Raw genomic sequence first — 24,138 nt, 5'->3', positions numbered from 1 at the left:
ATCGGAAGGATTGATCGGCGCCCGTCGAAATATGAAATACCCCGAGAATCTCTACTTATTCACCAAAACCCAGAGGACCTCCGCCGGCCCGCCACCGGTATTGCGCCATGAATGAGGCTCCCGACCGCTCAGGGTCACGGAATCTCCGGGGCCCAGCTCAAGCTCCCCGGCGCTGGTCCTCAGCACGAATTCACCCGAGATGACGTGCAGAACCTCGGTCTCGCATTCCACGGTGTACAGGGCGTCTTCGCCGGTTCCCCCGGGTTCGATACTCGCCCGGATGACTTGGACCTTCTCGAGGTTCGGACCGGACACGAGTCGCTCGTGGATTCCCGCCCCGCCGAGGTCCACCTCGGGTGCCTCCTCCAGACGAATGACCTGGGTATCGGGCTCCTCGAAGAGATCACCGACGTTCACACGGAGGGCTCTGCACAACTTGACGAGCGACGCGACGGAGGGCGAGGTCTGGTCTCGCTCGACACGACTGATGAACCCCTTGGTCAGGTCCGTCGCTGTTGCCAGCTGCTCAATCGTCATGTGCTGTCGCAACCGGTGATTGCGAAGCCGTGACCCCAGTTCAGGCGATCTCTCCAGTTGCTGAACGGGCAACGCCTTCATCGCTCGATCCTTTCATTGGCCTCTATGCATGGTATCGATAGAGACCATGAATTGCGCATCACATCAGGATTGGAACCGTTCTTGAACCTCCTCATCATTCTTCTGTACCTGGCCGCGATGGTTCTTATCGGCTGGTACGGCAAACGCCGCGCCAAGAGCACAGAAGACTATCGCGTGGCCGGACGTCGGCTGGGATATCTCTTCTTCACCGGGACGATGTCCGCCGTCGTCCTGGGCGGAGCCGCAACGATCGGCGGCGTCGGACTCGGATACACTTACGGCATTTCCGGGATGTGGATGGTTGCCGCCATCGCGGTCGGCGTCATGGTGCTCTCCCTGGCTTTTGCCGGACGCCTTCAGAAGCTGGGCGTGTACACGGTGTCCCAAATGCTCGGCCTTCGTTACGGCGGCCGGGCCGTCAAAGCATCGTCGGTGGTCATGCTCGGGTACACCGTGATGCTCGCCGTAACCTCAACCTCCGCCTACGCGTCGATCTTCAAGGTCCTGTTCAATATGGACCGGCCCTGGGGCATCGTGATCGGGTCCGTGGTTGTCATCGGGTATTCGATTCTGGGCGGCATGTGGTCCATCACCCTGACCGACCTGATGCAGTTCCTGATCATGACGGTCGGCATGTTCTTTCTACTCCTCCCGTTCTCTCTTCACTCGGCCGGCGGCTGGTCCGGTCTGCACGCACGCCTCGACTCGGAGTTCTTCGACCCCGGAGCCATGGGTGTACAATCCATCATCACGATGTTCGTCGTCTACACCTTGGGCCTGCTGGTCGGGCAGGATATTTGGCAGCGCGTCTTCACGTCCCGCACCCCTCACGTCGCGCGGTGGGGCGGATTCGCTGCGGGCCTCTACACACTTTTGTACGGCATCGCAGGTGCGATCATCGGCATGGCCGCCGCCGTGGTTCTTCCGGATCTCGAGGTATCCGATGACGCCTTCGCGGCCCTCGCACAGGATTATCTCCCCGCCGGCCTGGGTGGCGTGGTACTTGCTGCCGGCGTCGCCGCAATGATGTCCACGGCCTCGGGAGCGCTGATCGCTTCGGCCACGGTTGCGAGGGTCGACGTCGTACCGTTGCTTTCCCGCGCATTCACGCGGCCCAGGCCTCAGGTGCACGAGGGATCGAGTGCTTCCGGAACCGAGAATCCCGACGAATCGGGCGCAAGCATGAAACTCGACAGGCTGTACGTGCTGATCATCGGAGTGTTCGTCACTGTCATCGCGATGATCGTCCCCAGTGTGGTCACAGCGTTGACGATCGCATACGACATCCTCGTCGGCGGACTCTTGGTTGCGATCCTCGGCGGGCTCTTCTGGAAACGCGGGACAGGACCCGGAGCCGCCAGTTCGATGCTGGTGGGCGCGATCAGCGTCCTGGTATCCATGGCATTCTTCGGTGTCGCCGCAAACGAGCCCATCTACGTCGGCCTGGTCCTGTCCCTGATCGTCTACGTCGCGGTTTCGCTCTCGACGCCGCGCACCGATTCGACGACACTGGGTGAATGGCAGGCTCGGCTCGAAGGATCCCGCAAGTAGCAGGCCCGAATTCCGAAAGGGCCCGGTTTTCCGACAAGCGAGTTGCCGCATCCCCAAAAAGTTTCATATATGTATATTCTGGTTGCGCGTCAGGATACTTTTGTAGTGAACCCACAACCCCATCCGCTGCAGCGCCGCGGCGAAGAGGAGGAGCATCATGAGCGAGCAGGCCGCACGGGAAACCCCCGTTCAGACCGAACAGCGTCACAACGCGGGTTATGCCATTCTGGCTACTTTGCGGAATTACGGTATCGACACGGTTTTCGGCATCCCTGGCACCCACAACCTTGAGTTCTATCGACACCTCGACGAACTCGACATCAAGCCCGTGACCACCCGTCACGAGCAAGGCGCCTCGTACGGCGCCGACGGATGGTCGCTGACCAAGGGGCTTCCCGGCGTTGTCATCACGACATCGGGTCCGGGCCTGCTCAATTCGCTCTCGGGTGCGGCCACGGCATATGCCGAATCCCGCCCGATGATCATCCTGTCCCCCGGTCGGCCTCGCGGAACCGAATTCCGCGACATCGGATCCCTGCACGAGACCAAGAACCCCACCGGAGCCGTGGACTCGATCATCGGACTGTCCCGCCGCGTCAGCTCGGCCTCCGAGGCGGTAGAGATGATCCACAACGCGTTCGTCTCCTTCAAACACTCCCGCCCGCGGCCGATCCACATCGAGGTTCCCCTGGACGTTCTCGAGGAGACCGGAGGTTTCACCGAGGAAGAGCTCCAGGCCCGCCCCCTCGGCTCCTTCCAGCCGGCTCAGCCGCACGACATCGCCCGCGCCGCGAACATGCTGGCCGCAGCAGAGAAACCGATCATCGTTGCCGGTGGTGGTTCGGTCGCAGCGCACGAAGCAGTTCTGGAGCTGGCCGAGCTGCTCGAGGCGCCGGTGATCACCTCGACCAACGGCAAGGGCGCGATCCCTGAGCGGCACCGACTGTCCCTCGGCGCGGACCTGCGCCTGAGCACCGCCCACGAGTTCTGCCGCAAGGCCGATGCGATGCTGATCATCGGTTCGAAAATCGGCGAGGCCGAGCTCTGGGGTGGCGACATCCGTCCGAAAGGCCCGATCATCCGCGTGGACATCGAGCGCCAGCAGATGCTGACCAACATCACCCCGGACCTCGAACTCCCGGGCAACTCGGTCGCCGTGGTCCCTCAGCTGGTCTCCGCGCTCAAGGCCGAAGGCGTGGAACCTGGCTCGCGCCCGGCGCCGGATTTGACCGAGGTCTTCGAAAAGCTCGACGAGGAAGGCCGCTCGATTGCCCCGGAGCTCGCCAAGATCAACGAAATCATCATGAGCGTGCTGCCGGACAACGCCATCGTTGGTGGCGATTCCTCTCAGGTCACCTACATGGGCACGACGACGTTCTACCGTGCCCCCAAACCCAACTCGCTGTTGTACATGGGCACCTACGCGACACTCGGCTACGGGCTCCCCGCGTCCATCGGCGCTAAGGTAGCCGCCCCGGACCGTCCGGTGATCTGCCTCCTCGGCGACGGCGCACTCATGTTTGCCATCCAGGAAGTCATGACCGCGGTCGAGCAAGAACTGGATTTGCCGATTATCTGCGTGGACAACGGGGGTTACGGAGAAATCCGCGCCAACGAAGAGGACCGGAACATTGCACCCATCGCGGTGGACCTCAAGCAGCCCGACTGGGTCAAGCTCGCGGAAGGTTTTGGCGCCACGGGATTCTCGGCCACCATGGACACGTTGGCCCAGAAGGTCCAGGAAGCGATGAAAACCAAGGGTCCGTCCCTGATCCATCTCACCATCGGCCGGGGTCTGTAATACCGAATCGAGGTTCGGCCGGCCGGGCTTCGGACGGCGCCGTGTGTCGCAGACATGGATTGGTACCGTCTGTTCACGCAGCGCCGTGCCCGGCGGCCGTATCTCCCAGGAGACCACCTGTTTCTGCATAAAGTGGATCCGTGCATAGTCTTCAACGAGCCGCCGCATTCGCCGGCACGGAAATCTTCTCCCCGTTCATCCTCGCCGCCGCGTTGCTCATTGCTGTTCCCGCGAGCGCAGGCCCGGGATGGGCATGGCAGGCGGCCGTGGGCGTCGTTGCCGTCGTCGTGATCCCGTGGGGGCTTTCCCTGTATATGGCGCACACGGGCCAGGTCAGCGATCGGTTCATTTACCACCGGAAACAGCGATACGTGTTCTACGGCCTGTCCCTGATCTCGATCGCCGCGGGCACCACGATTCTTCTGGTTGCCCCTGCTGCGGCTGCCACCAAGAGCATCATCGTGGTGATGCTCCTGGCCGTCCTGGTCATCGCGCTCGTGAATTTTCGGCTCAAAGCCAGCGCGCATGCTGGCATGAGCGCCGTCTTCGGTATGGTTCTCCCCGGTCTTCTGGGGCCGTGGTGGATCATCCTGTCTCTGATCGTTCATGCCACGGTCTGCTGGTCCCGGTGGCACCTCAGAAAACACACCGTTCCGGAGATTCTCGTGGGCTCCGTCATCGGCGTAATTCTCGGAGCGTGCCATCTCTGGTTTGTTTCTTCCCACTGATTCTCCGTTTCTCATGATGGTCACCATTTGCGCGGGTGGCTGACCTGCGGGGAGGCTGAAACCGCTAGAACGGAAGTGCAAGAAAGGGCCACATGTTCGGAGTGCTCGAAGGCTTCGCCATCATTGGGGTCGTTGTCGGCATTGGGTACCTCGTTGAACGGATGGGCATCCTGGGCAAGAACGCCGGGTGGACCCTCAACCGGTTCGCGTTCTTCGTGGCCCTCCCCGCCCTCATGTTCACGACCCTGGCGACCGCTGACCTGCACGTCATCTTCTCTGCCCGGCTTCCGGTGGCCGCCCTGAGCTTCGCTGCAATGGCCGCGGTCTACACATTGATCGCGGGAGTATTCCTCAAACGCGGAGTCGGTCGAGTCACGGTCGGGGCAGTGGGTTCGGCCCTTCTGAATTCCAACAACATGGGCCTTCCCGTGGCGACGTACATTTTCGGTGACCCCACACAGGTGGCTCCCATCCTGCTCTTTCAGCTCGTTCTCGCGACACCGGTTTGTCTGGCAATTTTCGACGTCGTCGCGAAAGGCAGGGTTTCCGCCCGGGACATTCTGAGCCAGCCGTTTCGCAATCCCATCATTATCGGATCGGTCCTTGGGGTCCTCGTGAATGCGCTGGGGGTCCCCGTGCCCAATGTGATCAACGAGCCCTTGGGACTCGTCGGCGGCGCGGGAATCCCGCTGATTCTGGTGGCCTTCGGAATGTCCTTGCGTGGAAATCGCCCGCTCGCGGTCGAGGGTCAGAAGACTGAAACTCTGCTTGCGGTCGGCCTCAAAGTCGTGGCCATGCCCGTCGCGGCTTTCCTTCTGGGACAGTACGTTTTCCATTTGGCCCCTCACGATCTGTTCGCGGCCACGGCCCTCGCCGGGTTGCCGACGGCTCAGAACCTCTTCAGCTTCTCATCCCGATACAACCAGAGCATCTCTCTGGCGAGGGACATCGTGTTGCTTTCAACAATCGCAGCTGTACCGGCACTGTTCGTGATTGCCGCGATCATGGCCTAGCCCCAGAGGGTTCCGAACATCAGACCCGCGGCCGCCGCGCCGGTCGCCAGGAACACCATTCCAAATGCGTTGATCAGTGCGGCGCCCCAGCGACGTTCCTGGACGAGCCGAAAGGTCTCGACGCTCGCGGTGGAGAACGTCGTATAACCGCCCATGAAGCCGGCGCCGACCGTGATCTGGACTTCCGACGAGATCGTTTGGGCCATGAGCAATCCCGCAAGGAATCCGAGCAGAAGCGAGCCCGAAAGGTTGATGAGGTTCGTCGCCCACGGCATGGTACTGCCGAGCACTGATCTGAGCACTCCGTCGAGAAACATCCGGACTGCGGCGCCCGCTCCGCCCGCGAGCGCCACGCCCAGGAACAACCAGTCGATCATGCCGGGGTCTCCTCGTCGTCGAGATCCGCTGCCACGACCGCTGGTCCGACGGTCCGGGCCGCCAGGAGAATCCCGGCTCCGGACGCGACGACGCCGGCGACCACGCTGAGCACTGCGTAGCCGATTCCGGCCCAAATGTGGCCGGAACCGAGAAGCCCGGTTACGTTCGTGGCCAACGTGCTGTACGTCGTGAAGCCCCCGAGGATTCCGGTTCCTATAAGGACGCGCGCGGTGCGCCGTCCCCCGACGTCCGCTCCCCGACGAGCAAGGGCCTCCAACACATATCCGAGGAACAACGCTCCGACGACGTTGATCGCGAGAATGGCCCCGAGGGCGCTTCCCGAGCCCGGAAAGAACAGTGTCAGCGCGTACCGAAGGCTCGTCCCAACGGCACCGCCGAGGAACGCGAGGCCCAGGAAGGCCGGCCGGAGGTGCACCGGCCGAGCTTTTTTCGTGGGCCCGCCGGCAATGCCATGGTTACTCTGTGACACGTTGATGTACCTCGACGTTGTTCGTGATGGACCATGCTTTCTCTCGGCACGGTCGAAGAATCCCGTGCTCTATCCACGATCAGATCGAGCTGTCTCGGATCGATGCCGACGACGATCGCGGAGCTGCGCAGACTCATCTCATCTCACCACCGGCAGTATTGGCATCGGCCCGTTTGTCGGTGGGGGTCTTTCGAGGATTCATGGGGCACCTACCTTTCAGCTGCGGCACGTCATCGGAAGACATACCGAATCGACTCAGGTAGGGACTGTTGTCGCGCCTTCGAATCCGAGTGCATCCGATTCGAAGAACCGCAAAGTTGGGCAACGGCGAGCCCCACCGCCGTGACGGAACCTGTCCGTCCAGTGGTTTTCAAAATATGTCGGTCCCCATGACATGTCAATGCAGAAACATTCCCCTTGCGCGATCGGCCCGACACGCCTACCGTACAACTTGTATCTATGTTGCGCTTATGTTGATCCGGAACGGTAACCGAAGGAACCGAATTTGGCACAGAATGCCTCACAACGCCGCCCCGAACAGGCAAGTCCGGCCTCGGCCACACCCGCCAGCGATCTCGTGTATCGAGAGGTCAAGGCCCGCATTCTCGACCATCGCCTGGAGGGCGGGTCCCTCATCAGCGAAGGGGAGATCGCAACAGATCTGAAGGTCAGCCGCACACCGGTCCGGGAAGGCTTTATACGCCTCCAAGCCGAGGGATGGATGACGCTGTACCCCAAACGTGGTGCGCTCATCCGTCAGGCAGGGCCGAACGAAGTACGGGACGTAATCGAGGCAAGGATCGTCGTCGAGTCCCATGCGGTCGAGTCCATAGCGGCTTCGGACCGTGGTGGGGAAGTTGCTGCCGAATTGAGCGAACTCATCGGCCACCAGAGCGAGGCGCTGGCAGCCCACAACGACGAGGACTTCGCAAAAATCGACGCAGACTTCCATCAGTGCATCGTGGCTCGGGCAGGCAACAGCCTTTTCATCGACTTCTTCGAGAACCTCAAGGACCGCCAGCGCCGCATGTCCACGCGGGCGATTTGGAAGTCGAACGAGCAAGCCGAAGCCGTCCTGGCTCACCATCGCGAGCTCGCCGAACTCATTGCCCGGGGTGACTCCGCCCTATTCCGGGAGCGCCTCGGAGCCCATCTCCACGAGATCCACGAGCGCTTCTTGTCCTGAATTCCACCACCATCACCAACCGCACGCCATCCGACGTTCGGATTCATCCCGAAAGGAACCTCTTGCTTCCTCAGAAGCGCCTTGTCCCACCGTGGTTACTCGCCGCAGTATCTCTCTTCGCCGTCGCGTGGGGAGGCAATCAGTTCACCCCTCTGCTCGTGATGTACAAGGACCTCGACGGCCTGACCACGGGGGCAGTGGATGTCCTTCTCGGGGCGTATGTTCTCGGCATCATCCCTGCCCTTCTCATCGGTGGGCCGCTTTCTGACCGGTTTGGGCGACGCCCGCTCATGATCCCGGCTCCCGCATTTGCCCTGATCGCCTCGATCCTGTTGGCGGTTGGTTCTGCATCCCCGACGGTTCTTTTCATCGGACGGATCTTCTCCGGCCTCGGGCTGGGCTTGGGCATGGTGGTCGGCGGGTCGTGGATCAAGGAGCTGTCGGTTGCACCTTATGATTCCGCAGCGGACCACGCGGCCGGCGCACGCCGAGCCTCAATGTCCCTGACGGCAGGATTCGGTTTGGGCGCCGCCGTGGCTGCGGCCCTCGCGCAGTTCGGCCCGATGCCGGCCGAACTGCCGTACATCGTGCACATGGCAGTGGCCGTGGCCGGCCTCGTTGCCGTGATGCGCGCCCCTGAAACCCACAGTCGGCAACTCGAACCAGCCCGGCTCATCGATGACCTGCGCATACCCACCGCGAAGCACCGTCGGTTCCTGTGGGTTGTGGTTCCCATGGCGCCTTGGGTCTTCGGATGTGCGGGCAGCGCGTACGCGGTCTTGCCCAGCGTGTTGGGAACACGGACCCAGGGGCTCGACATCGGCTTCTCGGGCCTTCTGTGCATGGTCGGTTTGGGGTGCGGCCTCGCATTGCAGCAGCTCGGCAAGCGATTCGACGACGTCGGGTCGGCTCGGGCCATCGTCATAGCCCTCGGGGTCACGGTTCCGGCGATGGTTTGCGCGGCCTGGGCCTCGCACACCGTCAGCCCTTGGCTCGCGACGTTGGCGGCCGCCCTGCTCGGCAGCTCATACGGACTGCTACTGGTCTCTGGTCTTCAAGAGGTCCAGCGCATTGCGGGCCCCAAGGATCTCGCCGGACTCACCGCCGTCTATTACTCGCTGACTTACCTCGGATTCTTCGTCCCGGCCGCATTGGCAATTCTCAATTCCTGGATCACCTACCAGGTCATGTTCGTCGGAGGTGGCGCAATCGCGCTGCTGTGTCTGGCCCTGGTGGCGACGTTCTATCGCAAGCATCTTCCCCAGACTGCTTGATATAGCTCCGGCGACGGTCCCACGGCCCGGAATGCACATCGCCGCCTGCACTCGAGCACTCACGAGTCGTTCGGGTGCATGCGGCGAAGTGCGTACGAGACGAACTAGGCGTTCATCGCATTGCGATACTCCCCGGCACCACGCAAGGCCTCGAGGTTATGACCGATGAGGTCCTCCGGATCGACCGGGCGGCCGCCCGCCGAGTGAGGAGTGATAATGAGGTTCGGGGCATCCCACAGCGGACTGTCCGAGCCGAGGGGCTCTTGTGAGGCCACGTCAATGGCCGCTCCGGCAATCTGTCCGTCGTGCAGAGCGCCGATGAGCCCGTCTTCGTCGACCGTTGAGCCACGGCCGACGTTAATCACGAATGCTCTGTCCGGTAGCGTTCGCAGAACCTCGGCGTCGAGAGCGTGATTGGTTGCTTCCGCATTCGGGAGGATCATCACGAGCACGTCCGTCCGGGCCAGGAGTTCGTCCTTCTCCTCCGTCGCGACGACGTTGTAGCCGTCGCGCTGACCGGTCGAACGCGCAATACCCGAGACTTTGGCGCCAAGGGCCGAGTACAAAGGCGCCAGCGTCGAACCGATCGAGCCGAAACCCCAGATCGTGACCTGAGCGCCGAGGAGGGTCGTAATGGGACCTTCGGCGGGGTGAAGCGGCTGCGGGCCGCCCAGCTCCGAGGCCCAGTGATGATCCCGGTGATGCTCGCCGAGCGTGGGCAAGGACCTCACCAGCGCGAGGGTCAAAGCCAATGCGTGCTCGGATACCGTCTTGTCATGCAACCCGATGCCGGAGCAGATCACCGCATCCTCCGGGAAGCCTGCTTTCTGGACCTTCTCCGGACCGGCCAGGAGCGCCTGGATCAAACGGAGATTGGTCATGCGTCGCGCGGAATCGGCGAGTTGGTCGTCGGTATTGGACCAGACCACCATGACCTCGGCGTCGACGTGTTCTTCCGGAATGGGCGATGTGGGATCGTAGACGGCGACGTCGTCGTCCTCCCCCAAAGGCAATTTGCCCTGGTCGATCTCGACCGAGGTGGGCAGCAGAATCTTCACGGTTTCTCCTTCGGCGGTACGGTCCTCCCAGCTTACGAGACGCATGCCACGGTTCTCACATGGACCTTAACCCAACGTCCGATGAAGGCGGGCGAGCGAGGTCGCGATGCCTCGTCGATTGCGCGCGAAGGAGCCGTTCAGCCTGAATATCCCCGCCAAAGGTAGACCCAGGAACCTCGCGGGACTTGCATCGAAGGTTTCCCGAACCAGTGTGCCCTCGTCGATGGACTCCATTTCCCAAGTCCAGGTGTGGCCGGTCGGCATCCGCCAGGCGAAGGCGCGGTTGGGCTCGGCACGGGTCACCGTCAGGCTAATGCGATACGGAATCCCGTACAGGCGCATGAACTGGGTGACGCGGTCCCCCACGCTGGGACGCTCCGGCCCCGAAATCTGCCGCTGAACCGTTCCTGATCCATCGAGCTCACAGTGACGGAATGGATCCGAAACGAGCGCATAGACGGATTCGGGAGATGTCTCGGACAGAACGGTCTCTGCCGCGATGACTTCTGCAGGGCTGTCCAGGAAACGCACGAGGGAATTGCTCATGCAGCCCATTCTCGCATCACCGGGGTGTGTCACCATGGGTAGTGCAAGCAACACTTACCGTGGAGGTGCCCCGTTGATTTCCATCATCGTCAAATTCCAGGTCAAGCCGGAATCCGCAGACTCATTCACTGACATCACGCGCGAATTCACCGAGGCGACTCGGGCCGAGCCCGGCAACAAGTGGTTCGAGTGGTCCCGAAGCATCGAGAATCCGAACGAGTACGTGCTGCTCGAAGCATTCGACGACGATGCCGCTTCGGATCACGTCAACAGCGACCACTTCAAGAAAGGTTTGGAGTCCATGCGTCCGCACCTCGTGGAGACGCCGAAGATTCTTTCCCGCCAAGTCGAAGGAGATGGGTGGGACCGCATGGGCGAATTGCAGATCGAGCAGTGAACGACGTCCCTTCGCAGACGGAAGACCTTCCCCAGGACGCCGGATATGCGCACGGCTCGGTCCAGCTCGCCGTCTCGACCGTGATTCTCGCGATGCGACGCGAGGCGAAAGACGAGCCCCACTCGTTGTGGTTACCGCTGGTCCGGCGTCTGCGGGAACCTTTCAAAGGCAGGTTCGCTCTTCCCGGTGGGCCGCTGTCCCCGGACCTGTCATTGGAGATGTCGGCGGCGTCGACCCTCAAGAGAGCGACCGGTTTGGTGCCCGGCTACCTCGAGCAGCTGTACGCTTTCGGACGCGTCCATCGACTACCCGGCCCGGAGGACGACTACGACGACGTCGAGCCGCCTAGCGAGCGCGTGGTTTCGGTCGTGTACTGGGCGTCGATCCCCGCCAATGAGGTTGCCCACTCCCGAGTCCACGAGAATATTCAGTGGATGCGAGCCGACGACCTGCCCCGTTTGGCTTTCGATCACAACGAGATCGTTGATTATGCCCTGTACCGGCTGAAGAATAAGGTCGAGTACTCACGGATCGCTCACTCGTTCCTCGGCGAGGAATTCACCTTGGCCGAGTTGCGCGAGGTATACGAAGCCATCCTGCGGCGCCCTCTGGATCCCGCGAATTTCAGACGCCAGATTGCGGCCTCGAAATCCATCATCGACACGGGCAAACGGGTCGAAGGGACCAGGCACCGACCACCGCGCCTGTTCCGCTACGACCACACTCAGGCTTTTGCGGATCAGGGGCCCCTCGGTATGTACCGCGCGGCCGCGCACGACGCCGCGATGCGTCAGGATGAGAATCCGTAAGGGTACCCTCCGATTTTCACGCTGTGTCCCGCAACCCGCGGACTCGCGGCGCACGGATGGTTGACTCTTCAGCTTTCCCGACCGAACCCGGAAACCAATTCCCACTCCTCGATAACGCGTATTCCGCGTCCAATACTCTTCCTGATTGACTTCGGATGTGACCCACACCATAGGTCTCATTATCGATACTCAATGAGGAGAAGTCATGAGCACACAGGACACCGCGTCAGGGGATCTCTCAACAGTCGAAGCGGCTCGCCGGCATGCACCCGTTGGACAGCGCGTCGCTATCGTTACGGGATCTGCGCGAGGAATCGGGGAGAGCATCGCCCAAAGATTGGGGCGGGACGGACTGCACGTCGTCGTGGCAGATCTACCTTCCATGCAGGAGGGCATCGACTCGACGGTCGAGTCGATCAACTCGGCCGGCGGCACCGCGACGGGCACGACCGTCGATGTTTCCGACGAAGACTCGGTCGCGGATCTCATTTCCACCGCAGTCAAGGCGGGAGGACATGTGGATGTCTTCGTCGCGAACGCCGGGATCGCCCAGGTGCAGGAATTGCTGGAATACGACGCCGCGGACTTCCAAAAAATCCTGGACGTCAACATCAAAGGGGTTTTCAACTCCTACCGCCAGGCCGCGCGCCAGATGGTGCACCAGGGACACGGAGGCAAGATCATCGGCGCAGCCTCGATCGTGGCTTTCCGACCATTTGCATATTTGGGGCCGTATTCGCTGACCAAATGGGCGGTCCGCGGACTCACTCAGGCCGCTGCGATGGAGTGGGCCGAACATGGAATCACGGTCAATGCGTATGGTCCGGGCATCGTCGGCACGGCCATGTGGGACTTGATCGATGAGAAACTCGCGGCCAAACACGGTCAGCAGCGAGGTGAAGCCCTGGCCGAAAACGCCGAATCGATCCAGTTGGGCCGCGTTTCCGTTCCCGACGACATCGCCCGCCTGGTCTCATACCTCGCTGGAGAGGACTCTGACTACATAACCGGGCAAACGATGCTGGTGGATGGCGGTATCCAATTCAGCTAAGGGATGACAACGCCGGCCTCCGGCCTGCGGGTCGTCAAAAACGGCCCCGATTGACCAGTATCAATCGGGGCCGTTGTGGCGATTCGAGGGATGGGTCATACGACCCCAGCGCGCCCTTAGAGCTCGACGGTCTCGCTTCCGCCTGCGGGACGATCACCGGTGAACTTCGACTTCACGATCTGAGCCAGAGAAGCGACCTTGCCGCCGGGCTGTCCCCAGAACTGAGCGGATTCGCCCACGAAGCGCATCAGACCCAAGTTCGGGTCTTCCTTGCCGCCCTCGAACCAAGCAGCGGCACCGTCGTTCCAAAGCTGGTCGATCTTTTCCTTGTTGGTGTTCTCGAACTCGACGTGTCCGGAAACCGAAAGCCAAGATCCGACCTCGGCGAAGGCGAGGTTGACCTCGGAGGTTTTCATGAGGTCATCGGCCAATTCACCGTGGAGCCCGATGAAGAACCAGGCCTCGGCGTCGTCAGTGACTTCCTGCGGAGTCATCGGGTGGGAGTGGAGCTTGCCATCATCCTTGGAGACGGAGGTCAGCATGACGAAGCGCTCGCTGCGCATGATCTCGACGATCTTTTCCTGAGTTAGGTCAGACATTGCGGTTCCTTTCAATCGTGAAATGCGGCGCGTTGGCTCTACCCCTATCATCGTCCGTCCCGACCGCCTCTGGCCAGAGCCGTCCCATCCTTTTGCTCACGGTGGAACGGTGCCCGGCCCCCTTGTCTCGAGTTCGGGCTCGCGCCGGGTTTACCGCCGGAACAGCCGCTGATTCGCGAATTCCACGACCCCCAGGCGACCGAGCTCCCGTCCGTTGCCCGATCGCTTGACCCCGCCGAAGGGAAGTTCCGCCGCGCTACCGCCAGGCATGTTCACGGATACCATCCCGACCTCAAGGCCTTCTCCCACGGCTTCGGCGCGCTCGGGGTCGCCTCCGAAGACGGCGCCTCCGAGACCGAACGGAGAATCATTGGCCATTTCGATAGCGTCTTCGTCGCTGTTGACCGAGTACACGACGACGACCGGGCCGAACAGCTCTTCGTAGTAGGCGTCCATGTCCGGGGTGATACCGGTCAGCAGAGTCGGTGCGTAGTAGAAACCGGCGCGATCCAGGCGCTTACCGCCGGTGACCAGGGTCGCCCCCTGAGATACGGCCCGATCGACCTGCTGAGCAATAGCGTCAACCGCGCTTTCCGAAGAAAGGGGCCCGAGCGTCGTCGAAGGCTTGTGCGGGTCGCCCGGGCCGTACCCCTTGTCGAGAATCCTTTTGACGGCTGCAACGAAGGGGGCATACGCCTCTTCCATCACGATGAAACGCTTGGGGGAATTGCAGGCCTGCCCCATATTTTCGAGTCGAGTTTCCACGGCGAGCGCCGCGATGTCCTCGATATTTTCTTCGTCGAGGACGATCAACGGATCCGAACCGCCAAGTTCGAGCACGACCTTTTTCAATTCTTCGCCGGCGATCGAAGCTACCGAGGCACCTGCGGCTTCGCTGCCCGTCAAGGAAACTCCGACGATCCGACGATCGCGGATGACAGCCTCGATATCCTTTGAGGCAATCAACAGCGACTGGTAGACGTCCGGTCCGAGGCCGGCCTCGGCCAGAACATCCGCAAAGGCCAGTGCTGACCCCGGAGTCGAGGAAGCCGGCTTGATGAGAACAGTATTGCCCAGGACCAAATTCGGCGCAGCCAATCGAGCGAGCTGGTACATCGGGTAATTCCAGGGCATCACACCGAGTACGATGCCGGTCGGGCGGTACTGCACGTAGTCATCCTGCGTGGAGTCCTCGATACGGCGTTCTTCGAGCATCTCCGGGCCTTTGGAACCGTAGAACTCGAAAATCTGGGCAACTATTTCGATCTCGTCGCGGGCGTCTTGGTGCCGTTTCCCCATCTCGCGGGTGATGACGCCCGCAAGCTCGTCTGACTGGTCCCGGAAAAGCTCGGCCGCTTTGAGCAGAGCGCTTGATCTCTCCGAGGGGGTAGCTTGCCGATTGGCTCGGTACCCGTTGTGGAGGGTCTCCAGTGCGAATTCGATGTCATCGCTTGTGGCGTTCTTGAATTCGTGGACGGTTTCGCCAGTGGTGGGGTTGATGATGGCGTACATACAGCTCCTCGACGTTGCGACGGTTGTGCCCATGACTCTTCCCGGTTTGTAGAAGACTTTCCAGGCACGACCATCATGAGAGATGAGGCCAAGCCTGCGCCGTCTCGCATGCAAAAAGCCCCGCACCCTAGTGGGTGCGGGGCTTCGAACCAGGGTCATAAATTCCTTACTGGGGAATGATGAGGCCCTTGGTCTGCGAACGCGCGCGATCGAAACGCTCCTGGGCGTCGGCCCAGTTGGCGATGTTCCAGAAAGCCTTGACGTAGTCCGGCTTGACGTTCTGGTAATCGAGATAGAAGGCGTGCTCCCACATATCCAGCTGCAGAATCGGAGTCTGAGCCAACGGAATGTTGCCAGCCTGCTGATCATAGAGCTGGAACAGGTTCAGACGCTCGCCAATGGCGTCCCATGCAAGAACGGCCCAACCGGAGCCCTGGATGCCGGTCGCGGTTGCGGTGAACTGCGCCTTGAACGCATCGAAGGATCCGAAGAAGTCGTCGATTGCTGCGGCGAGTTCACCGGTGGGCTTGTCGCCTCCGTCCGGAGACAGGTTGTTCCAGAAGATCGAGTGGTTGGTGTGCCCGCCCAAGTTGAAGGCGAGATCCTTCTCGAGCTGGTTCACGTAGGTGAGGTCGTTGCTCGAACGGGCCTCTTCCAGCTTTTCCAGAGCAGTATTCGCGCCCTTGACGTAGGTCGCGTGGTGCTTGTCGTGGTGCAGCTCCATGATGCGAGCCGAAATATTGGGCTCGAGAGCCGCGTAGTCGTACGGAAGATCCGGAAGTACGTACTGGTCAGCCATAACCAATCCTTTCAGTGATCCAGCTAATAGATCCACTGTCGACTTTAACACCCGCCATGGTCGGCCTCTAGGGCTGCGTCACAACTTCCGCCGCCAGCGAAGACCGGCGTAGCACGGGGCCATACGTGTGACGGCGGCGCAGATTCCCTGGGCCGGCGGCTCGCGCCGCAGAACCGTTCGGTGGTGCGACCCGGAAGTTCAGGGCTGCGGATTCTCACTCTGCGAGAGCCGAACTTCTCAGTACGTGCGTGACCTGGTGAAACTGTGTTCCAGACCACATATAGTTACACTCAACGAGGAGTCATCGTGAAGGCTATCCGTCTCCATCAATACGGGAAGGACCCTGTGCTCGAAGAGGTCGACGAACCGACCATCACCGACCCGTGGGGCGTCATCGTCGACGTCGGGGCTGCGGGCCTCTGCAGGACCGATCTGCACATTGTCGAAGGCCAATGGGAGCCGATCCAGCACCCTCAGCTTCCCTACATTCTCGGCCACGAGAACGCGGGGCGAGTCCGTGAGGTAGGCAGCGCGGTGAACAACGTCAGCCCGGGTGACACCGTGATCATGCACCCCCTGACCAGTTGCGGGCTGTGCCCGGCCTGCCGACTCGGCCAGGACTCACATTGCGAGAATTCGACTTTTCCAGGCGTCAACGTCGACGGAGGGATGGCCGAGCAGCTGCTCACCAACGCCAGGGCAGTCGTCAAGCTCGATAACGGGTTGGATCCCAAGGACGTGGCCGCCCTGGCCGATGCCGGTCTGACTGCCTACCACGCGGTCCGGAAGGCCGCGGACGTGCTGTTCCCGGGAACCCACGCCGTCGTCATCGGCGCGGGCGGGCTGGGCCACATCGGTATCCAGACCCTTGCAGCCATCACGAGCGCCGAGATCACCGTGGTGGACCGGAGCGAAGAAGCTCTTCAACTCGCGAAGCAGCTCGGAGCGCATCACACGGTGCGCGCCGGCGACGACGAAGCCGTCGCATCGGAAGTCCTCGACATCACCGACGGTGGCGCTCACGTCGTCTTCGATTTCGTCGGCGAGCAGGGAGTCGAGCTATTGGCGCCCAAGCTCATGCGTAATCGCGGTTCGCACTACGTCATCGGGTACGGCGGTCACGTGAAGCTGCCGACGATCGAGATCATCAGCCGGGAAATCAACGTGATCGGCAACCTGGTCGGCACGTATAACGACCTGGTCGAACTGATGACGCTCACAGCTCAAGGGAGGGTCAAACTGCACACCTCCGTCTACCCCCTCAATGCCGCCCTGGATGCCTTTCATGACCTCGAGGCCGGCCGGCTGGTCGGACGCGGAATCCTCGTGCCTTGAATTGAAGAGACGACCGATAGGAGCTGAACGATGACGTTCCCAGCAAAATACCCACAACTCAATGAGATGGAACTGACGGATGACGCTCACGACGTGCTCATCCGAGTGCTCCGTGTGGCTTTTCCCCATCCGGCCTTTCCGGATGGGCCGTATGAGCGGACGGCCGCCAAGATCCTCGTCGAGGCCAAGGAATCGACCTGGTTCCGTGTCGCCCTGACCCAAGGCCTTCTCACGCTGAGCCAATTGGCGGGCGGAGATTTCAGGAATCTCGACGACGACGCCGCGACAAGCGTACTGCGCCGCATTGAAGCCACGGCGTTCTTCGGGTTCATCCGCCGCACGACCGTGCTCAACCTCTACGACGACCCCGAGGTCTGGGAGGTTCTCGGTTATGAGGGACCGAGCTTCGACAAGGGCGGTTACATCAATCGCGGTTTCAATGATCTCGACTGGCTGCCCGAGCCCCGGATCGAAATCTACGACGGAGAGCCCTTGCCGGACATCGCGCCGAATGCGGTGCTCGCGGCCACCGGCAAATCGCCGACTGGCGGTCAGCAAACCGATACCAGCAACCAGCCCGGATCCCAGGAAACCGTGATGAGAAAGGTTTCGAAGTGAACATCGACCAGAATGAAGAAGCCGTCGTCATCGTGGGTTCAGGTGCGGGTGGGGGAACTCTCGCCTACGAGCTGACCAAACAAGGCATACCTGTTGTCGTGCTCGAGGCCGGGCCGTATTTGCGCAATGAAGACTATGTGAACAACGAGTGGGAAGCCTTCAACCAGATGGCGTGGCTCGATCCACGGACAACAAGCGGTTCATGGCGCATCACCACCGATTTCCCGAACCTCCCCACGTGGATCGTGAAAGCGGTGGGCGGTACCACCACGCACTGGTCGGGTGCGACTCCGCGCTTCAAAGAGCATGAGTTCAAGGCCCGGAGCACTTACGGCCGCGTGGAAGGGGCGAACCTTCTCGATTGGCCGATCGCCAAGGAGGATCTGGACCCGTATTACGACCGTGCCGAGATCGCGATGGGGTCGACCCACACCCACGGGCGCAAGCCATTGCCGGCAAACAACAACTACAAGGTCTTCGCGAACGGCGCGGAACGTATCGGTTACAAGCATTACGCGACTGGCCCCTACGCAACCAACGCCGAGGAGTACGACGGTCGTCCCGCATCCATCCAGGATGGCTTCAATTTCCAAGGCGACAAGAACAAGTCGAAGTGGTCGACTCTGGTTCGCGAAATCCCGCGGGCCGAGGACTCGGGTCTGTTGGACCTGCGCTCCGACTGCCAGGTCGTCCAGATCACCCACGACGCCTCCGGCAGAGCCGATTCCGTGCTCTACCTCGACGAGGAAGGCAACCTGCACCGGCAGGCCGCGAAGCTCGTGGCAGTCGCGGGCAATTCCATCGAGACCCCGCGATTGCTTCTGATGTCGGCGACGCCCATGTTCCCTGATGGGCTCGCGAATTCGTCGGGCCAGGTCGGGCGCAACTACATGCGGCACACGACCGGTTCCGTGTACTCACGGTTCGACAAGCCGGTGCGCATGTACAGGGGCGAGACAATGGCCGGTGTCATCGCCGATGAATCCATTCATAACCCTGACCGTGGGTTCGTTGGAGGCTACTACCTCGAGACGATCTCGCTCGGCCCCGCGTTCTTGGCCAGTTTCGCCGATCCGGGTGCCTGGGGCGCGGACTTCGCCGAAATCATGGATTCTTATCTCAATACGGCTGGTCTGTGGGTGATCGGCGAGGATATGCCGCAGGAATCGAATCGGATCACGTTGAATTCGGCGGTCACCGACAAAAACGGCCTGCCGGTCCCGAACGTTCATTTCGATGATCATGCGAACGACGTCGCGATGCGAGACCACGGGTATCAACAAGCTGAAAAGCTCTACGACTCCGTCGGTGCCATCGGCTCCCACCGCACCCCGCCTTACCCGTCAACGCACAACCTCGGGACCTCACGGATGAGCGCTCGCCCTGAAGACGGCGTGGTCGACCAGTGGGGGCGCACCCACGACATCCCCAATCTGTTCATCAGCGACGGTTCGGTCTTCACCACCGGAGCCGCAGCAAATCCGACGCTGACCATCGTCGCGCTGGCTATCCGACAGGCCGAGTACATCGTCGACCAGCTGAAAACCGACGGCATCTAAGGCACCAAAACTTCACCAATATATGAGGAGAGACCATGGCCAATACATCCCCGTACGATCAGATCGCAGAAGTTCCCTCGTTCGAGGTAACGAGCACCGACTTCTCCGATGGCGGAACCCTGCCCGCCGCCCAAGTCAGCGGAATTTTCGGCGCTGGCGGAGAAGACATCAGCCCACAGCTGTCCTGGAGCGGTTTCCCCTCCGAGACGAAGAGCTTCGCCATCACCGTGTACGATCCCACGGCACCAACCGGTAGCGGTTTCTGGCACTGGGCCGTCACTGATGTGCCTGCCTCGACGACGTCGGTACCGAGTGGTGCCGGCGGAGACGAGGGTCAGGGCCTGCCCAACGGAGCTATCCAGTTGCGCAATGACGCGAGCCTCTCCCGCTACCTCGGTGCGGCGCCGCCAGCAGGCCATGGTTCCCATACGTATTACATCGCGGTTCACGCGCTCGACGTCGAGACCCTCGACATCGGATCCGACGCGACACCGGCGTTCCTCGGGTTCAACATGTCCGGGCACACCATTGCCCGGGCCGTGCTGACCGGAACGTTCGAGGCCAAATAGGGCCGTCGACCCAAGCCGCCCGTCCCGCTGAGAAGAGGGGCGGGCGAGCGTCGGGCTCCTAACCCATGGCTTATTCACACTGACTGAAATGTACGGAGACGAGTGAACGTGACTGTCGAGAAAAGGACCTCCGCAAAGCCGTCATCGCCTCGTGATTCGAGCGTCCAGACCATTGAGCGAACGCTCGCTATCCTCGAACTCATCTCCGAGCGCGGTGGCGCGACGGCGCGAGAAATTTCGAACGCGCTCAAATATCCCCTCCCGACCGTTTATCGGCTGATGCAAGCGCTCGTGCAGGCCGACTATCTCACTCATCTGCGCTCAGAGCATCGGTTCGAATTAGGATTCAAGCTCGATCGGCTCGGAGCCTCCTTGCACCGCCAGGTCGGGGTCCCGGCTATGGTCCGCTCGGAAATCCAGATCCTGCACGACTACGCCAAAGCTGCGGCGTATTTCGCCATATACCGAGGCTCGGGCGTGGTGCTCGCTTACGTCGTGGACAGCCCCCGGTACCCACGACTTCGACCGCTTCGATTCGGATTCCACGAAGCGGCCCATGCAACGGCCTTCGGCAAGATCATGCTGTCCGGAATGTCGAAAGCCCAGCTCGATCAGTATCTCGAGGCGCACGGAACTTCGGATCTGACTCCAACAACCATCACGGATCGCGGCACGCTGGAGGAGCATCTTGCCGAAGTCGCGAATCGGGGCATCGCCTGGGAGAAGGAGGAATTCATCCCCGGCATGACCTGTGCGGCGATCGGTGTTCGCAATGGTGCGGGCATGGTCGTGGGCTCTGTAGCCATCAGTACCCCATCCCAGGACACGGATCCTGTCCGAGAAAGGGAACTTGAACGACGTCTTCGGGACACCGCAAACCGCATCAGTCGTTACTACCGCACGACGCAAGCACCCATCGCGTAGGCCGGGTGCCGGTACCCTTCCGAGGTGAGTCTAAAGTGGTTTCTGCTTCCTTCGCGCCCCGCAGAAGAAGCCAACGCGGGTTGGCTCGAGAATTCGGCCGGGTTCAAAGTCGAGATCGTGGCCACCGAGCGATAGTTGAAAGTCAATGAGTCCCAGCAATTGCGCTTCGGTGTTTTTGAACTCTTCAGTACCCGTTCCCCGAAGAACCACGAGGCGCGCTTGTTGTTGCGGCTCGACAACGCCTACAGAGCCAGTTTGAATCCTTCGTGGGATGGGGAAAAACCGAGGCTGCCATAGAAACGGTGAGCATCCGCGCGGGTTTTGTCCGTGGTCAGTTGGACGAGTGAGCACCCGCGCGATCTGGCCAGTCCAATAGCCCACTCGAATATCGCGCGGCCCAGTCCGCGACTGCGGAAATCGTCGCGAATTCGAACCCCTTCGATCTGAGCCCGCAGTGCTCCGCGTCGAGACAGCCCGGGAATGAATGAAATCTGCAAGGTCCCGATCACCTCGGACCTTAAGCAGGCCACAACGAGGAGCTCCCGGTCATTACCGTCTATCAAGGAAAATGCCTGCCGGTATGGGGTCAAATCGTCTTCCGTAGACCTTGACTCCCTGCTTCGGCCCAATGGATCGTCCGCCAACAATTGCACAATCTCGGGTACATCGCCCAAAACCGCGCGACGGATCTCAACCTGCATACCTGCCACAGAAAGATTTGCCACGGGTCGAGCCATGGAACGAGCATACCGCCCGTCGAAGTAGCAAGAAATGGTTCACACATCGCGGCACCATGGAAAGGAAAAACCGGTCCGGGAGCCTTCCCGTTAGTTCAGGTTGCGGGCTTTTCGGCCGTCTCGGTCATGAGCGGTCCCTCCCCGGCGGGCCGCTATCGTTCCGGGCCGTACAGGTGCTCGGGACGGCCGGTCGAGCCGTAGTGGAGGGTCACTGTCACGGATCGGGATTCGGCGAGTTTGACCAGGTGACGCTGCGCGGTGGCGCGGGAAATTCCCACGGCTTCAGCAACCTCGGATGCAGACATGAGCCCGCGGGCAGCCCGCAAAACCTCCAAGACCCTTCCCGACGTCGAGGACCCCGGCACGGGTGCATTGGCGCTCGATCCTCCGGTCTCGGTCAACGAGCGAAGGGCACGGTCCAAACTCGACTGGTCCAAACGGTCCCGATCCAGCAGTCGACGATACCGGGAATACCGGCGGAGGAAACCCTGGAGATGCGCAGCGTCGAACGGCTTGAAGATGTACGTCAAGGCGCCGGCACGCAAGGCCGAACGGACCACCGAGGCGTCCGAAACTGCCGAGAGAATCGCGGCATCGACATCGAATCCCCGCAAGAGGTCCACTCCGTTCCCGTCCGGAAGCACGTAATCGGCCAAGAGAAGGTCGACCTCGCCACTTCCCAGAACCTCCCGCGCCGCCCGCACGTCGCGGACGGGGTCAAGAGCCTCGAATCCGGCCGTCTGGTTGACGTATTCACAGTGCAATTGGCCGACGTACAGATCGTCGTCGACCACCAAAACATTCGTCATGACTCCATCTTCTCCTCCAAGACATGGGGCAGTTCCACGCCGAAACTCGCACCGCCCATTCGCGGGTCCTTTCCCTCGACCAACCACACGCGCCCGCCTTGTCGCCTCGCCACCCGTCGGCACAAAGCCAGACCGATACCCAGGCCGTGGGCGTCGTCGTCCAGGGCCCCGCTGCCGCTGACACCTTCCTGGAATGCGCGCTCACCGTCTTCCGGCGAATCGATCCCGGCGCCCGTGTCCGTCACGACAGCGTGCAGCGCCTCGCCGTCGCTCAGCAGCTGAACCTCAACCGCCTTGGAGGGCGTTTCCCCTTGGACCGCCGCACGAACCGCGTTGTCGATGAGGTTGCCCAGTATCAACGTGACGTCCTCCGGTTCCCGAACGCGGCCGAAGACCAGGGAGTCCTCCGAGATGCGCAGCTCCACGCCGACTTCGGAACTCGTGGTGCTCTTGGCCTCCGCGAGAGCTCGAAGATACGGGTCGTCGACATGTTCGATCCCCTTCACGGGTGCACCGATCGGGCCGGTCCGCAGAATCTCGGCCAGATAGCTCTCCGCCTCATGGTGCGCGCCCGTGGTCACGAGTCCCATGACCGTGTGAAGCCGGTTCGCGAACTCGTGTCTTTGCGCCCGCAAAGCATCGGCCATGGTGATGACGGATTCGAGTTGGCGAGACATCGTCAGGATTTGGGTCTCGTCACGCAGGGTCACGACGCCGCCGACTGAGATGTCCCCGCGTCGCACCTGAACCGCCGTCGCGAGGAGGATCCGGTCTCCGACCGAGATACGCCGTCGCAACTCGGAGCTCCCGGAGTCGCGTTCACCCAAGACTTCACCGACCATCACCTGAATCTCATGCGGTATGCGCACTTCCTCGGTCGGGTATTCCGAGTATCCCAGCAGGCTCCGGGCGGTTTCATTGCTCAAGGTCAGCCGCCCGTCCGGGGAGAATCCCAGGACCCCGTCGTCGAGCCCGCGCAGGACCGCTTCCTGGTGACGCGCCATTTCGGCCAGTTCTTCGGGCCCGATCCCCAAGGTCTGGCGTTTGAGACGCCGCCCGAGCGCCAGCGAAGCCACGATGCCGACGGCCAGCGCCACCGCTGCGAGCGCCCCGATGACCCACAGTTTTCGACGGACCTCCGCCCCGACGGCAGAGGTACGTACACCTACGGAGACCTCTCCGACCACGGTGCCGTCATCGGTCGCGGAATAGATCGGAACTTTCGCCCGGACGGTCTCTCCCAAGGTGCCTTCATCGTGGGTGGTTTCTTCCTTGCCGGAGAGCGCGACGTCGGGCGATGTGGAGACTTTCTTGCCCAGCAGCGACGGGTCCGGGTGCGCGAGTCGCAGTCCCCGGTTGTCGGTCACCACCACGAAATCAACGTTGTTGCGGGACCGAATATCCATTGCGAGTGCCTGCAGGTTGCTTGATCGAATGACGTCCGGACCGACCTGCTTCTCGGCGGTCACACGGGTAGCCCCGCTCCTGACTTGTGGTTCCGCGGCCAAAGTCCGCGCTATGGAAAGGGCCTGCGTCTCCGTGGTGTCGGTGACCGTGCGGGCACCCAGCCACGCGAATGTTGCGGCCGCGAGCGACAGCACCACGATGATGACGGCCAGTTGGCTCATCAGCACGCGGCGCGAGAAGGAATCGGAAGGTCGCGGCATGCGCCCAGCTTAGATGATTGGTCCCCGGGGGTGCTGGGGCGGGAACCAGCGAAAGAAAGGGATCATGCCCAGAATCGACTCCTCCGTAGCGCTGGATCGGGCGACGACCC

The 24,138-nt window shown here is 61.7% G+C and carries 25 protein-coding genes; 14 read left to right on the top strand and 11 right to left on the bottom strand.

Annotated features, from left to right (window positions below):
• Window positions 1-51 precede the first annotated feature (51 nt).
• Complete coding sequence (locus EWR20_RS08715) at window positions 52-618, bottom strand: helix-turn-helix domain-containing protein (protein ID WP_129360283.1); 567 nt, start codon at window positions 616-618, stop codon at window positions 52-54.
• Between the two features lie 117 nt (window positions 619-735).
• Here EWR20_RS08715 and EWR20_RS08710 point away from each other — a divergent pair, with 117 nt between their 5' ends.
• From EWR20_RS08710 to EWR20_RS08695, 4 genes are all read left to right on the top strand, one after another.
• The gene (locus tag EWR20_RS08710) at window positions 736-2,169 is read left to right on the top strand and encodes a sodium:solute symporter (RefSeq protein ID WP_238147693.1); all 1,434 of its coding nucleotides are present in this window, start codon (window positions 736-738) and stop codon (window positions 2,167-2,169) included.
• Window positions 2,170-2,326: 157 nt separating this feature from the next.
• Window positions 2,327-3,970, top strand: coding sequence for a thiamine pyrophosphate-binding protein (locus EWR20_RS08705; RefSeq protein ID WP_129360282.1), 1,644 nt, complete (start codon window positions 2,327-2,329; stop codon window positions 3,968-3,970).
• A gap of 140 nt (window positions 3,971-4,110) precedes the next feature.
• Window positions 4,111-4,698: a phosphatase PAP2 family protein gene (locus tag EWR20_RS08700; protein ID WP_129360281.1), complete on the top strand. Its 588-nt coding sequence runs from the start codon at window positions 4,111-4,113 to the stop codon at window positions 4,696-4,698.
• Between the two features lie 92 nt (window positions 4,699-4,790).
• A complete protein-coding gene (locus tag EWR20_RS08695; RefSeq protein ID WP_129360280.1) occupies window positions 4,791-5,711 on the top strand; it encodes an AEC family transporter in 921 nt (306 codons plus the stop codon).
• On the opposite strand, the gene EWR20_RS08690 is transcribed toward EWR20_RS08695, so the two are convergent.
• Together EWR20_RS08690 and EWR20_RS08685 are read right to left on the bottom strand one after the other, a co-directional pair.
• Window positions 5,708-6,088 (bottom strand): fluoride efflux transporter FluC, encoded by a 381-nt coding sequence (locus EWR20_RS08690; RefSeq protein WP_129360279.1) that lies wholly within the window; start codon window positions 6,086-6,088, stop codon window positions 5,708-5,710. The two genes, EWR20_RS08695 and EWR20_RS08690, sit on opposite strands and share 4 nt — an antisense overlap.
• Window positions 6,085-6,579: a fluoride efflux transporter FluC gene (locus EWR20_RS08685; RefSeq protein ID WP_238147680.1), complete on the bottom strand. Its 495-nt coding sequence runs from the start codon at window positions 6,577-6,579 to the stop codon at window positions 6,085-6,087. The genes EWR20_RS08690 and EWR20_RS08685 overlap by 4 nt, the downstream gene beginning before the upstream one ends.
• A gap of 505 nt (window positions 6,580-7,084) precedes the next feature.
• On the opposite strand from EWR20_RS08685, the gene EWR20_RS08680 reads away from it, so the two are divergent.
• Together EWR20_RS08680 and EWR20_RS08675 are read left to right on the top strand one after the other, a co-directional pair.
• Window positions 7,085-7,765: a GntR family transcriptional regulator gene (locus EWR20_RS08680; protein ID WP_129360278.1), complete on the top strand. Its 681-nt coding sequence runs from the start codon at window positions 7,085-7,087 to the stop codon at window positions 7,763-7,765.
• 62 nt (window positions 7,766-7,827) lie between these two features.
• Window positions 7,828-9,039, top strand: a complete 1,212-nt coding sequence (locus EWR20_RS08675; protein ID WP_202864797.1) for an MFS transporter — start codon at window positions 7,828-7,830, stop codon at window positions 9,037-9,039.
• A 104-nt stretch (window positions 9,040-9,143) separates the two neighbouring features.
• Here EWR20_RS08675 and EWR20_RS08670 read toward each other — a convergent pair whose 3' ends face one another.
• Both EWR20_RS08670 and EWR20_RS08665 read right to left on the bottom strand, forming a co-directional pair.
• Window positions 9,144-10,097, bottom strand: coding sequence for a phosphoglycerate dehydrogenase (locus tag EWR20_RS08670; RefSeq protein ID WP_129360528.1), 954 nt, complete (start codon window positions 10,095-10,097; stop codon window positions 9,144-9,146).
• Between the two features lie 66 nt (window positions 10,098-10,163).
• Window positions 10,164-10,643: an SRPBCC family protein gene (locus EWR20_RS08665; protein WP_129360276.1), complete on the bottom strand. Its 480-nt coding sequence runs from the start codon at window positions 10,641-10,643 to the stop codon at window positions 10,164-10,166.
• A gap of 73 nt (window positions 10,644-10,716) precedes the next feature.
• Here EWR20_RS08665 and EWR20_RS08660 point away from each other — a divergent pair, with 73 nt between their 5' ends.
• From EWR20_RS08660 to EWR20_RS08650, 3 genes are all read left to right on the top strand, one after another.
• Window positions 10,717-11,040: a putative quinol monooxygenase gene (locus tag EWR20_RS08660; RefSeq protein ID WP_129360527.1), complete on the top strand. Its 324-nt coding sequence runs from the start codon at window positions 10,717-10,719 to the stop codon at window positions 11,038-11,040.
• A 92-nt stretch (window positions 11,041-11,132) separates the two neighbouring features.
• Window positions 11,133-11,849 carry an NUDIX hydrolase gene (locus EWR20_RS08655; protein WP_238147692.1) on the top strand — a complete coding sequence of 239 codons (717 nt, stop codon included), beginning with the start codon at window positions 11,133-11,135 and terminating at the stop codon, window positions 11,847-11,849.
• 205 nt (window positions 11,850-12,054) lie between these two features.
• Window positions 12,055-12,900 (top strand): SDR family NAD(P)-dependent oxidoreductase, encoded by an 846-nt coding sequence (locus tag EWR20_RS08650; RefSeq protein WP_129360274.1) that lies wholly within the window; start codon window positions 12,055-12,057, stop codon window positions 12,898-12,900.
• Between the two features lie 116 nt (window positions 12,901-13,016).
• Here EWR20_RS08650 and EWR20_RS08645 read toward each other — a convergent pair whose 3' ends face one another.
• The 3 genes from EWR20_RS08645 to EWR20_RS08635 all read right to left on the bottom strand — a co-directional run bounded on the left by EWR20_RS08645 (window position 13,017) and on the right by EWR20_RS08635 (window position 15,810).
• Window positions 13,017-13,499: a pyridoxamine 5'-phosphate oxidase family protein gene (locus EWR20_RS08645; protein ID WP_129360273.1), complete on the bottom strand. Its 483-nt coding sequence runs from the start codon at window positions 13,497-13,499 to the stop codon at window positions 13,017-13,019.
• 150 nt (window positions 13,500-13,649) lie between these two features.
• Entirely contained in the window at window positions 13,650-15,011 is a 1,362-nt protein-coding gene (locus tag EWR20_RS08640) for an NAD-dependent succinate-semialdehyde dehydrogenase (protein ID WP_129360272.1), read from the bottom strand.
• 166 nt (window positions 15,012-15,177) lie between these two features.
• A complete protein-coding gene (locus tag EWR20_RS08635; RefSeq protein ID WP_129360271.1) occupies window positions 15,178-15,810 on the bottom strand; it encodes a superoxide dismutase in 633 nt (210 codons plus the stop codon).
• A gap of 306 nt (window positions 15,811-16,116) precedes the next feature.
• Here EWR20_RS08635 and EWR20_RS08630 point away from each other — a divergent pair, with 306 nt between their 5' ends.
• The 5 genes from EWR20_RS08630 (at window position 16,117) to EWR20_RS08610 (ending at window position 20,815) form a co-directional block, all read left to right on the top strand.
• Complete coding sequence (locus tag EWR20_RS08630) at window positions 16,117-17,145, top strand: NAD(P)-dependent alcohol dehydrogenase (RefSeq protein WP_129360270.1); 1,029 nt, start codon at window positions 16,117-16,119, stop codon at window positions 17,143-17,145.
• A gap of 30 nt (window positions 17,146-17,175) precedes the next feature.
• Window positions 17,176-17,763, top strand: coding sequence for a hypothetical protein (locus tag EWR20_RS08625; protein WP_178946141.1), 588 nt, complete (start codon window positions 17,176-17,178; stop codon window positions 17,761-17,763).
• Window positions 17,760-19,322, top strand: a complete 1,563-nt coding sequence (locus EWR20_RS08620; protein WP_238147678.1) for a GMC family oxidoreductase — start codon at window positions 17,760-17,762, stop codon at window positions 19,320-19,322. Before EWR20_RS08625 ends, EWR20_RS08620 begins: the two co-directional genes overlap by 4 nt.
• Before the next feature lie 35 nt (window positions 19,323-19,357).
• Window positions 19,358-19,891: a YbhB/YbcL family Raf kinase inhibitor-like protein gene (locus EWR20_RS08615; protein ID WP_129360268.1), complete on the top strand. Its 534-nt coding sequence runs from the start codon at window positions 19,358-19,360 to the stop codon at window positions 19,889-19,891.
• Window positions 19,892-19,999: 108 nt separating this feature from the next.
• A complete protein-coding gene (locus tag EWR20_RS08610; RefSeq protein ID WP_165001002.1) occupies window positions 20,000-20,815 on the top strand; it encodes an IclR family transcriptional regulator in 816 nt (271 codons plus the stop codon).
• 242 nt (window positions 20,816-21,057) lie between these two features.
• Here EWR20_RS08610 and EWR20_RS08605 read toward each other — a convergent pair whose 3' ends face one another.
• The 3 genes from EWR20_RS08605 to EWR20_RS08595 form a co-directional block, all read right to left on the bottom strand.
• Entirely contained in the window at window positions 21,058-21,552 is a 495-nt protein-coding gene (locus EWR20_RS08605) for a GNAT family N-acetyltransferase (protein WP_238147677.1), read from the bottom strand.
• Between the two features lie 152 nt (window positions 21,553-21,704).
• Window positions 21,705-22,361, bottom strand: coding sequence for a response regulator (locus tag EWR20_RS08600; RefSeq protein ID WP_129360266.1), 657 nt, complete (start codon window positions 22,359-22,361; stop codon window positions 21,705-21,707).
• Window positions 22,358-24,028 carry an ATP-binding protein gene (locus tag EWR20_RS08595; protein WP_129360265.1) on the bottom strand — a complete coding sequence of 557 codons (1,671 nt, stop codon included), beginning with the start codon at window positions 24,026-24,028 and terminating at the stop codon, window positions 22,358-22,360. Before EWR20_RS08595 ends, EWR20_RS08600 begins: the two co-directional genes overlap by 4 nt.
• Between the last annotated feature and the right edge of the window lie 110 nt (window positions 24,029-24,138).

This window comes from Rothia uropygioeca, from assembly GCF_004136585.1.
GTDB lineage: Bacteria > Actinomycetota > Actinomycetes > Actinomycetales > Micrococcaceae > Rothia.
The sequence above is the reverse complement of the archived record's forward strand: the minus strand, read 5'-3'. Positions and strand labels throughout refer to the sequence as shown.

Excerpts from the sequence above, each read along its gene's own strand:
- EWR20_RS08715 (WP_129360283.1), bottom strand. The coding sequence starts at position 618 with ATGAAGGCGTTGCCCGTTCAGCAACTGGAGAGATCGCCTGAACTGGGG.
- EWR20_RS08710 (WP_238147693.1), top strand. The coding sequence starts at position 736 with ATGGTTCTTATCGGCTGGTACGGCAAACGCCGCGCCAAGAGCACAGAA.
- EWR20_RS08705 (WP_129360282.1), top strand. The coding sequence starts at position 2,327 with ATGAGCGAGCAGGCCGCACGGGAAACCCCCGTTCAGACCGAACAGCGT.
- EWR20_RS08695 (WP_129360280.1), top strand. The coding sequence starts at position 4,791 with ATGTTCGGAGTGCTCGAAGGCTTCGCCATCATTGGGGTCGTTGTCGGC.
- EWR20_RS08690 (WP_129360279.1), bottom strand. The coding sequence starts at position 6,088 with ATGATCGACTGGTTGTTCCTGGGCGTGGCGCTCGCGGGCGGAGCGGGC.
- EWR20_RS08665 (WP_129360276.1), bottom strand. The coding sequence starts at position 10,643 with ATGAGCAATTCCCTCGTGCGTTTCCTGGACAGCCCTGCAGAAGTCATC.
- EWR20_RS08655 (WP_238147692.1), top strand. The coding sequence starts at position 11,133 with ATGCGACGCGAGGCGAAAGACGAGCCCCACTCGTTGTGGTTACCGCTG.
- EWR20_RS08650 (WP_129360274.1), top strand. The coding sequence starts at position 12,055 with ATGAGCACACAGGACACCGCGTCAGGGGATCTCTCAACAGTCGAAGCG.
- EWR20_RS08645 (WP_129360273.1), bottom strand. The coding sequence starts at position 13,499 with ATGTCTGACCTAACTCAGGAAAAGATCGTCGAGATCATGCGCAGCGAG.
- EWR20_RS08640 (WP_129360272.1), bottom strand. The coding sequence starts at position 15,011 with ATGTACGCCATCATCAACCCCACCACTGGCGAAACCGTCCACGAATTC.
- EWR20_RS08635 (WP_129360271.1), bottom strand. The coding sequence starts at position 15,810 with ATGGCTGACCAGTACGTACTTCCGGATCTTCCGTACGACTACGCGGCT.
- EWR20_RS08625 (WP_178946141.1), top strand. The coding sequence starts at position 17,176 with ATGACGTTCCCAGCAAAATACCCACAACTCAATGAGATGGAACTGACG.
- EWR20_RS08615 (WP_129360268.1), top strand. The coding sequence starts at position 19,358 with ATGGCCAATACATCCCCGTACGATCAGATCGCAGAAGTTCCCTCGTTC.
- EWR20_RS08605 (WP_238147677.1), bottom strand. The coding sequence starts at position 21,552 with ATGGCTCGACCCGTGGCAAATCTTTCTGTGGCAGGTATGCAGGTTGAG.
- EWR20_RS08600 (WP_129360266.1), bottom strand. The coding sequence starts at position 22,361 with ATGACGAATGTTTTGGTGGTCGACGACGATCTGTACGTCGGCCAATTG.
- EWR20_RS08595 (WP_129360265.1), bottom strand. The coding sequence starts at position 24,028 with ATGCCGCGACCTTCCGATTCCTTCTCGCGCCGCGTGCTGATGAGCCAA.